We start from the raw sequence: 9,052 nt of genomic DNA, 5'->3' as shown, positions 1-9,052 counted from the left end.
GGCCATGCGGGACAGGGCGGCCATCGGTTCGCCCTGCGAGCCCGTGCAGACCAGGACGACCTGGCTGTCCGGGAGGTCGTCGAGCGTCTTGACGTCCACCACCAGGCCCGGCGGGACCTTGAGATAGCCGAGGTCACGGGCGATGCCCATGTTGCGGACCATCGAGCGGCCGACGAAGGCGACCCGGCGGCCGTGCTCGTGCGCCGTGTCCAGGACCTGCTGGATGCGGTGGACGTGGCTGGCGAAGCTCGCCACGATGATCCGCTTGCGGGCGCTGCCGAAGACCTGCCGCAGGACGTTCGAGATGTCGCGCTCGGGCGGGACGAATCCCGGGACCTCGGCGTTCGTCGAGTCGGCGAGGAGCAGGTCGATGCCTTCCTCGCTCAGTCGTGCGAACGCGTGTAGATCTGTCAGCCGACCGTCCAGCGGGAGCTGGTCCATCTTGAAGTCGCCCGTGTGGACGACCATGCCCGCGGGGGTGCGGATGGCGACCGCGAGCGCGTCCGGGATCGAGTGGTTGACCGCGACGAACTCGCAGTCGAAGGGGCCGATGCGCTCGCGGTGCCCCTCGGCGACCTCGAGCGTGTACGGCCGGATGCGGTGCTCCTGGAGCTTCGCCTCGATGAGGGCGAGGGTCAGCTTGGAGCCGATCAGCGGGATGTCCGCCTTCTCGCGAAGGAGGTACGGGACCGCGCCGATGTGGTCCTCGTGGCCATGCGTGAGGACGATGCCGTCGATGTCGTCGAGGCGGTCCCTGATGGACGTGAAGTCCGGCAGGATCAGGTCGATTCCGGGCTGCTCCTCCTCGGGGAAGAGCACGCCGCAGTCGACGATGAGCAGACGGCCGCCGTATTCGAAGACCGTCATGTTTCGGCCGATTTCCCCGAGGCCGCCGAGTGGGGTGACCCTCAGGCCGCCTTCGGGGAGCTTGGGCGGCGGGGCGAGTTCAGGATGCGGATGACTCAAAAGACTCTCCTACCCATGCGCGCCACGTACCTGTGGGCACGTGGCGCGCATGACGTTCGTGCAAATGCAGTTATCGGATGTTGGGTGCGGGCGCCGAAGCCCCGCGTATTCAGTTGTGAAGTCCGTTGTCAGAGCTGTACCCCGCCGGCGGCAAGATCGATCTTGAGCTGAGCGATCTCCTCGGGCGAGCACTCGACCATCGGTGAGCGCAGCGGTCCGGCGGGCAGTCCCTGGAGGGTGAGCGCGGCCTTGGTGGTCATGACGCCCTGGGTGCGGAACATGCCGGTGTAGACGGGGAGCAGCTTCTGGTGGATCTCGGTGGCCTTCTGGACGTCACCGGAGACGTACGCCTCCACCAGGGTGCGCAGCTCGGGTGTGACCACATGGCCGACGACCGAGACGAAGCCGACCGCGCCCACGGAGAGCAGCGGCAGGTTCAGCATGTCGTCGCCGGAGTACCAGGCCAGGCCGGTCCGGGCGATGGCCCAGCTGGCGCGGCCGAGGTCTCCCTTGGCGTCCTTGTTGGCGACGATCCGCGGGTGCTCGGCGAGTCGGACCAGTGTCTCGGTGCCGATCGGGACGCCGCTGCGGCCGGGGATGTCGTAGAGCATGACCGGCAGTTCGGCGGCGTCCGCGACCGCCTTGAAGTGCCGGTAGAGGCCCTCCTGTGGGGGCTTGTTGTAGTACGGCGTGACGACGAGCAGGCCGTGTGCGCCGGTGCGTTCGGCCGTGCGGGCGAGTTCGACGCTGTGGTGGGTGTCGTTGGTGCCGACGCCGGCGATGACGTGGGCGCGGTCTCCGACCGCTTCCAGTACGGCTCGTACGAGATCCGATTTCTCCGTGTCGCTGGTGGTCGGGGACTCACCGGTGGTGCCGTTGATGATCAGGCCGTCGTTGCCTGCGTCCACCAGGTGGGTGGCGAGCCGCTGAGCGCCGTCGAGGTCGAGTGCGCCGTCCGCCGTGAACGGCGTGACCATGGCGGTGAGGACCCGCCCGAAGGGGGTCTGCGGAGTGGAGGTCGGAGCCATGGGTGACACGCTACTCGCTGCTCAATGCGGGGTCTGCCCTAGGGGCAGGCGACAAGTCGTGACAAATATGGAGCCCGGCACTGCCTGCTCGGGGGTTCAAGCAGTGCCGGGTCCGTTTGATCAGGCTAGATGAACTTCTCCAAATGCCGCAATACGGACACTTCGTGCGGCCCATCCGTACATGTGTGCCCGATCGGCAAACAGAGGTGCGTTACGGGGCGACACGGCCGTTGGCGTTGAAGGCCGCGTAGGTGAGCGGCATGAGCTTGGCCCACTGCTCCTCCATCTTCTCGCCGACCATCTCGATCTCCCGCTGCGGGAACGACGGGACCTTCGCCAGCTCGTGCTGCGTGCGCAGGCCGAGGAAGTGCATCAGCGAGCGTGCGTTGCACGTGGCGTACATCGAGGAGAAGAGGCCTACGGGGAGGACGGCTCGGGCGACCTCGCGGGCCACGCCGGCGGCGAGCATCTCCTGGTACGCCTCGTACGCCTGGCGGTACGAGTCCTCCATGGTGCGGCCGACCAGTTCCTGCTGGGCCTGCGTGCCCTCCACGAACACGTACTTGCCCGGGCGGCCTTCCTGGACCAGCTTGCGGGACTCGCCGGGGACGTAGAAGACGGGCTGGAGCTCCCGGTACCTTCCCGATTCCTCGTTGTACGACCAGCCCACCCGGTGCCGCATGAACTCGCGGAAGACGAGGATCGGGGCGCTGATGAAGAAGGTCATCGAGTTGTGCTCGAAGGGGCTGCCGTGCCGGTCGCGCATCAGGTAGTTGATCAGGCCCTTGGAGCGCTCGGGGTCCTTGCCCATCTCCTCCAGGGACTGCTCGCCGATCGTCGAGACGCGGGCGGCGAAGAGCACGTCCGCGTCGGACGCGGTGTGCTTGACCAGCTCGACGGTGACATCGCTGCGGAAACTGGGCTTGAGGTCGTCGGCGGGGGTGTCGGTCACGGCTCGGAGGGTCCTTCCATCACGTCTCTCGGGCGGCGCCCACTCTACGGCCCGGCACTGACATCGGGGCGTTCGGTGCCGGGCCGAGACATTCATTGGCGAACTTCTGCGAATTCGGCGAAACAGGGCACCAATCGAGGCGTTCGCTCGTCTGTCCTGGTGAGCACCATCCGTTCGATCCCCGAGGGGAGATGCACCACCGATGTTCCGTCGGCGCGAACGCGTCCCGTTCGCCTTCATCGCCGAGACCGACCGCTTCCGCAGCAATGTCACACCGCCGCCGCGCGAGCGTGCGTCCGCCGGTCAGATAGCCGGGCGTTGGCTCCTGGGCCTCACCATCGTCGCCGGGATCGTGGGCTCCCTGGTCCTCGGGATGCCTGCCCTGTCCCAGAACAACCTCTCGACCCAGAACCAGCAGTCGCAGGCCGCCGACAACCGCTGACCAGGCATTCAGCCGACAGTGAGTCTCCCCCACCGCCCAAATGGCGTGGAGGCACCCCCATGGCCCCCCAATGGTGGTGACCGGGAACACGGCCGGATAGCCTCACCGGGCACAGCCCACGCATGGATTCAGTGAGGACACCAGCCGTGCCCCTGCCCTTCCTTACGGCCGACCGCGCATTCGAGGCCGCGGACGAGCTCGCGCTGCCGTTCGACGACCGCGACCGCTGGCGGCGCCCCTACCGGCCCGGACCGTGGCGGGTGGCGGTGTCGGCGCTCGTGCTGCTGCTCGCGTCGTACGTGCTGTTCGCCGCCGTCATCATCGCGTTGACCGGCTCGCGGTCCGAGGCCGCGGTGATCCTCGGTATCGCGGTGGTCGTCATCCTCTGTGCCCTGCGGCTGCTGCGCATGGGCGTGTGGGTGAGCGCGCGCGGGCTGCGCCGGGTGCGGTTCTTCTACACCCTCACGGTGCGGTGGGACCGGGTCGCCGCCGTGCGCACGGTGCAGCAGCCGGTGCGCTGGCTCGGACTGCCGCGCACGGTCCAGGGACAGGCGCTGCTCCTCGTACGGAAAGACCGTGCTCCCGAGGACGTGGCCGCGCTGCTGACCACGCACGACATCGACTTCCTGGGGCGTTCCTCCGCCTTCGACCGGGCCGCGGACTCGGTCGAGGTGTGGTCCGACGAGTACCGGCGGAGCTGAGCACGCGTAAGCAGAAGGGGCCGGTCCGCAGCGAATGCGGGTCGGCCCCTTCTGCTTACGCGTGCTCAGGCTTGGAGGGGGCGGCCGTCGTGCAGGGCGATCGCGCGTTGCATCGCCTTGCGGGCGCGCGGGGTGTCGCGGGCGTCGTGGTAGGCGACGGCGAGGCGGAACCAGCTGCGCCAGTCGTCGGGGGCCGCCTCCGTCTCGGCCTTGCGCTTGGCGAAGACCTCGTCGGCGGAGTCGCGGTCGATACGGCCGCCTGCGGTGCGCCTCAACTCGTCGACGGGCAGGCCGCCTTCGGCGTCGAGTTCGGCTGCGAGGCGGTTGGCGTTGCGGACGAACTGGGTGTTCTTCCAGAGGAACCACACGCCGATCACCGGCAGGATCAGGACCGCGATCCCGAAGGTGACGGTGATGACCGTGCCCGACTGTATGAGCATGACGCCGCGGCTGCCGACCAGGACGAAGTAGAAGACCAGGACGGCGGCCGTGACGGCGTAGGTGAGTTTGGCGCGCATGTCGTGAGCCTCAGCCCAGGTCCAGGAAGTGTTCCAGGCCGAAGGTGAGGCCCGGGGTCGTCACCACGCGGCGGGCGCCGAGCAGGATGCCCGGCATGAAGCTGCTGTGGTGCAGCGAGTCGTGCCGCACGGTCAGGGTCTCGCCCTCTCCGCCGAGCAGGACCTCCTGATGGGCCAGCAGGCCGCGCAGCCGGACGGAGTGCACCGGGACGCCGTCGACGTCCGCGCCGCGCGCGCCGTCCAGGGCCGTCTCCGTCGCGTCCGGTGCCGCGGGCGTGCCCGCCTTCGCGCGCGCCTCGGCGATGAGCTGGGCCGTACGCGTGGCCGTACCGCTCGGGGCGTCGACCTTCTTCGGGTGGTGCAGTTCGATGACCTCGACCGACTCGAAGTAGGGCGCGGCGATCTGCGCGAACTTCATGGTCAGTACGGCTCCGATGGAGAAGTTGGGCGCGATGAGGACGCCCGTCTCCGGGGACCTGTCCAGCCAGCCGGTGAGTTGCGCGAGTCGTTCGTCGGTCCAGCCCGTCGTGCCGACGACCGCGTGGATGCCGTGGCCCACGCAGAAGTCGAGGTTGTCCATCACCGAGGCGGGGGTGGTCAGTTCGACCGCCACCCGGGCGCCCGAAGCCGTGAGCGCCTCCAGGGTGTCGCCCCGGCCCAGGGCCGCGACCAGTTCCATGTCCTCGGCGGCCTCGACGGCTCGTACCGCCTCGGCGCCGATCCGGCCCTTGGCACCGAGGACCGCCACGCGCAGCTTGCTCATCGTTCTTGCTTCCTTACGACGGGTGTTAGGCGACGGCGTCGTGCAGTCGGGCCGCCTGCTTGTCCTTGAGCGGGCCGATGACCGCCAGCGAGGGCCGCTGACCCAGGATCTCGCGGGCGACCTCGCGGACCTCGTCCGGGGTGACCGACGCGATCCGGGCCAGCATGTCGTCGACGGACATCTGCTCGCCCCAGCACAGCTCGCTCTTGCCGATCCGGTTCATCAGCGCGCCGGTGTCCTCGAGACCGAGCACGGTGGAGCCCTGGAGCTGGCCGACGGCGCGGCCGATCTCGTCGTCGGACAGGCCGTGTTCGGCGACCTGGTCGAGTTCGTCGCGGCAGATCTTCAGCACGTCGTGGACCTGCGAGGGCCGGCAGCCGGCGTAGACGCCGAAGAGGCCGCAGTCGGCGAAGCCGGACGTGTACGAGTACACGCTGTAGGCCAGGCCGCGCTTCTCCCGGACCTCCTGGAAGAGGCGGGACGACATGCCGCCGCCGAGGGCCGTGTTGAGGACCCCCAGCGCCCAGCGGCGCTCGTCGGTGCGGGCCAGGCCTGGCATGCCGAGGACGACATGGGCCTGCTCGGTCTTGCGGCCGATCAGCTCGACCTTGCCGGTGGAGCGCAGCGCGCGGCGGCCGTCGCGCGGGGCGATGGGGGCCGCCTCGGGAGTGCGGAAGGCGCCGGCCTTCTCGAAGGCGGCACGAACCTGTCGTACGACCTTGTCGTGGTCGATGTTGCCGGCGGCCGCGACCACGAGGTGGGTCGGGTCGTAGTGCTTCTTGTAGAAGCGGCGGATGCGGTCCGCGGTCAGGGCGTTGACGGTGTCGACCGTGCCGAGGACGGGACGGCCGAGGGGGTTGTCGCCGAACATCGTGCGCGCGAAGAGGTCGTGCACGCAGTCGCCCGGGTCGTCCTCCGTCATGGCGATCTCTTCGAGGATGGCGCCGCGTTCTACGTTGACGTCCTCCTCGCGGATCAGGGAACCCGTCAGCATGTCGCAGACCACGTCGATGGCGAGCGGCAGGTCGGTGTCGAGCACGCGCGCGTAGTAGCACGTGTACTCCTTGGCCGTGAACGCGTTCATCTCGCCGCCGACCGCGTCGATCGCGGAGGAGATGTCCAGCGCGCTGCGCTTGTGCGTGCCCTTGAAGAGGAGGTGCTCCAGGTAGTGCGTGGCGCCGTTCAGCGACGGCGTCTCGTCGCGGGAGCCCACGTGTGCCCAGATGCCGAAGGTCGCGGAGCGGACCGAGGGCAGCGTCTCGGTGACGATGCGCAGGCCGCCCGGGAGGGTGGTCTTACGGACCGTACCGATGCCGTTGGTGCCCTGGATCAGGGTTTGCGTACGGGCGACGGCCCGCGCCTCCGAGGAGGTGCGGGCCGTCGTCGTGGAGCTGGTCGACGTCACTTGTCGTCGTCGTCCTTCTTGTCGTCGTCGCTCTCTTCACCCTCGATGACGGGGATGAGGGAGAGCTTGCCGCGGGAGTCGATCTCGGCGATCTCGACCTGGACCTTCTGGCCCACGCCGACGACGTCCTCGACGTTCTCCACGCGCTTGCCGCCGGCGAGCTTGCGGATCTGCGAGATGTGCAGCAGACCGTCCTTGCCCGGGAGCAGCGACACGAACGCGCCGAAGGTGGTGGTCTTGACGACCGTACCCAGGTAGCGCTCGCCGACCTCCGGCATGGTCGGGTTGGCGATGCCGTTGATCGTGGCGCGGGCGGCCTCGGCCTGCGAGCCGACCTGGGCACCGATGTAGATGGTGCCGTCGTCCTCGATCGTGATCTCGGCGCCGGTGTCCTCCTGGATCTGGTTGATCATCTTGCCCTTCGGGCCGATGACCTCGCCGATCTTGTCCACGGGGATCTTGACGGTGATGATCCGCGGGGCGTTCGGGGACATCTCGTCCGGCGTGTCGATCGCTTCCATCATCACGTCGAGGATGTGGAGGCGGGCGTCACGGGCCTGCTTGAGGGCGGCGGCCAGGACGGAGGCGGGGATGCCGTCCAGCTTGGTGTCCAGCTGGAGGGCGGTGACGAACTCCTTGGTGCCGGCGACCTTGAAGTCCATGTCGCCGAAGGCGTCCTCCGCACCGAGGATGTCGGTGAGGGCGACGTAGTGCGTCTCGCCGTTGATCTCCTGGGAGATCAGGCCCATGGCGATACCGGCGACGGGGGCCTTGAGGGGCACACCGGCGTTCAGCAGCGACATGGTGGAGGCGCAGACCGAGCCCATGGACGTCGAGCCGTTCGACCCGAGGGCCTCGGAGACCTGACGGATCGCGTAGGGGAACTCCTCGCGCGTCGGCAGGACCGGGACCAGGGCGCGCTCGGCGAGCGCTCCGTGGCCGATCTCGCGGCGCTTCGGGGAGCCGACGCGGCCGGTCTCACCGACGGAGTACGGCGGGAAGTTGTAGTTGTGCATGTAGCGCTTGCGGGTCACCGGGGAGAGGGTGTCCAGCTGCTGCTCCATGCGGAGCATGTTCAGGGTGGTGACGCCCAGGATCTGGGTCTCGCCACGCTCGAACAGCGCCGAGCCGTGCACGCGCGGGATGGCCTCGACCTCGGCGGCCAGGGTGCGGATGTCGGTGACACCGCGGCCGTCGATGCGCTTCTTCTCCTTGATGACGCGCTCACGGACCAGGGACTTGGTCAGCGAGCGGTACGCGGCGGAGATCTCCTTCTCGCGGCCCTCGAACTCCGGGAGGAGCTTCTCGGCGGCGAGACCCTTGACGCGGTCCAGCTCGGCCTCGCGGTCCTGCTTGCCGGCGATGGTCAGCGCGGAGGCGAGCTCCGGGCGGACGGCGGCGGTGAGGGCCTCCAGGACGTCGTCCTGGTAGTCGAGGAAGATCGGGAACTCGCCGGTCGGCTTCGCGGCCTTCGCGGCGAGGTCGGCCTGGGCCTTGCAGAGCACCTTGATGAAGGGCTTCGCGGCGTCCAGACCGGAGGCGACGACCTCCTCGGTGGGCGCCTCGGCGCCGCCCGCGACCAGCTGGATGGTCTTCTCGGTGGCCTCGGCCTCGACCATCATGATCGCGACGTCGCCGTCCTCCAGGACGCGACCGGCGACGACCATGTCGAAGACGGCGTCCTCGAGCTCGGTGTGCGTCGGGAACGCGACCCACTGGCCGTTGATCAGCGCGACGCGGACGCCGCCGACCGGGCCGGAGAAGGGCAGACCGGCCAGCTGCGTGGACGCGGAGGCGGCGTTGATCGCCACGACGTCGTACAGGTGGTCGGGGTTGAGGGCCATGATCGTCGCGACGACCTGGATCTCGTTGCGCAGGCCCTTCTTGAAGGACGGGCGCAGCGGGCGGTCGATCAGGCGGCAGGTGAGGATCGCGTCCTCGGAGGGCCGGCCCTCACGGCGGAAGAAGCTGCCGGGGATCTTACCGGCGGCGTACATCCGCTCCTCGACGTCCACCGTGAGGGGGAAGAAGTCGAGCTGGTCCTTGGGGTTCTTGGAGGCGGTGGTGGCCGACAGCACCATGGTGTCGTCGTCCAGGTACGCCACGGCGGAGCCGGCGGCCTGCTTGGCCAGGCGGCCCGTCTCGAAGCGGATGGTGCGGGTGCCGAAAGTGCCGTTGTCAATGACGGCCTCGGCGTAGTGGGTCTCGTTCTCCACTAGCGTTTTCTCCGTTACTTGTCGTCTTTCGTCCCTCCCCGCCCGTGTGGCAGGGGGACGG

Annotated in this window: 9 protein-coding genes (1 of these 9 only partly in view); 2 read left to right on the top strand and 7 right to left on the bottom strand. The window is 68.8% G+C overall.

The features are described from left to right. The 3 genes from JHN63_RS24205 to thyX form a co-directional block, all read right to left on the bottom strand. Nucleotides 1-966 carry the 5' portion of a ribonuclease J gene (locus tag JHN63_RS24205; protein WP_200683950.1) on the bottom strand. Its footprint begins 720 nt before the window's first position, so 966 of the gene's 1,686 nt are visible here — the first part of the coding sequence; it begins with the start codon at nt 964-966; its stop codon lies beyond the left edge, outside the window. Nucleotides 967-1,094: 128 nt separating this feature from the next. After that, on the bottom strand, nt 1,095-1,994 hold the full coding sequence (dapA, locus tag JHN63_RS24200) for a 4-hydroxy-tetrahydrodipicolinate synthase (protein ID WP_200683948.1): 900 nt from the start codon (nt 1,992-1,994) through the stop codon (nt 1,095-1,097). 211 nt (nt 1,995-2,205) lie between these two features. Further along, nucleotides 2,206-2,946: an FAD-dependent thymidylate synthase gene (gene thyX / locus JHN63_RS24195; RefSeq protein ID WP_200683938.1), complete on the bottom strand. Its 741-nt coding sequence runs from the start codon at nt 2,944-2,946 to the stop codon at nt 2,206-2,208. Nucleotides 2,947-3,148: 202 nt separating this feature from the next. Between thyX and JHN63_RS24190 the strand changes: the two genes are divergently transcribed. Together JHN63_RS24190 and JHN63_RS24185 are read left to right on the top strand one after the other, a co-directional pair. Beyond that, nucleotides 3,149-3,388, top strand: coding sequence for a hypothetical protein (locus tag JHN63_RS24190; protein WP_200683936.1), 240 nt, complete (start codon nt 3,149-3,151; stop codon nt 3,386-3,388). 146 nt (nt 3,389-3,534) lie between these two features. Further along, nucleotides 3,535-4,089 carry a hypothetical protein gene (locus JHN63_RS24185; RefSeq protein ID WP_200683934.1) on the top strand — a complete coding sequence of 185 codons (555 nt, stop codon included), beginning with the start codon at nt 3,535-3,537 and terminating at the stop codon, nt 4,087-4,089. 65 nt (nt 4,090-4,154) lie between these two features. Here the strand turns inward: JHN63_RS24185 and JHN63_RS24180 are convergent, their stop codons facing one another. The 4 genes from JHN63_RS24180 to JHN63_RS24165 are packed head-to-tail and all read right to left on the bottom strand — an operon-like array spanning nt 4,155 to nt 8,991. After that, the gene (locus tag JHN63_RS24180) at nt 4,155-4,607 is read right to left on the bottom strand and encodes a hypothetical protein (protein WP_200683932.1); all 453 of its coding nucleotides are present in this window, start codon (nt 4,605-4,607) and stop codon (nt 4,155-4,157) included. Nucleotides 4,608-4,617: 10 nt separating this feature from the next. Continuing rightward, nucleotides 4,618-5,370, bottom strand: a complete 753-nt coding sequence (dapB, locus tag JHN63_RS24175) for a 4-hydroxy-tetrahydrodipicolinate reductase (protein WP_200683930.1) — start codon at nt 5,368-5,370, stop codon at nt 4,618-4,620. Nucleotides 5,371-5,395: 25 nt separating this feature from the next. Beyond that, entirely contained in the window at nt 5,396-6,775 is a 1,380-nt protein-coding gene (locus tag JHN63_RS24170; RefSeq protein ID WP_200683921.1) for a pitrilysin family protein, read from the bottom strand. Then, nucleotides 6,772-8,991 carry a polyribonucleotide nucleotidyltransferase gene (locus JHN63_RS24165; protein ID WP_200683919.1) on the bottom strand — a complete coding sequence of 740 codons (2,220 nt, stop codon included), beginning with the start codon at nt 8,989-8,991 and terminating at the stop codon, nt 6,772-6,774. Before JHN63_RS24165 ends, JHN63_RS24170 begins: the two co-directional genes overlap by 4 nt. Nucleotides 8,992-9,052 lie beyond the last annotated feature (61 nt).

The sequence above is a fragment of the Streptomyces sp. MBT65 genome, assembly GCF_016612545.1.
In the GTDB taxonomy this organism is placed as follows: domain Bacteria; phylum Actinomycetota; class Actinomycetes; order Streptomycetales; family Streptomycetaceae; genus Streptomyces.
This window is presented reverse-complemented; position numbering and strand designations above follow the sequence as displayed.

What these genes read in the sequence shown, in the direction of transcription:
- dapA (WP_200683948.1), bottom strand. Translation starts at nt 1,994, where the DNA reads ATGGCTCCGACCTCCACTCCGCAGACCCCCTTCGGGCGGGTCCTCACC.
- JHN63_RS24190 (WP_200683936.1), top strand. Translation starts at nt 3,149, where the DNA reads ATGTTCCGTCGGCGCGAACGCGTCCCGTTCGCCTTCATCGCCGAGACC.
- JHN63_RS24180 (WP_200683932.1), bottom strand. Translation starts at nt 4,607, where the DNA reads ATGCGCGCCAAACTCACCTACGCCGTCACGGCCGCCGTCCTGGTCTTC.
- dapB (WP_200683930.1), bottom strand. Translation starts at nt 5,370, where the DNA reads ATGAGCAAGCTGCGCGTGGCGGTCCTCGGTGCCAAGGGCCGGATCGGC.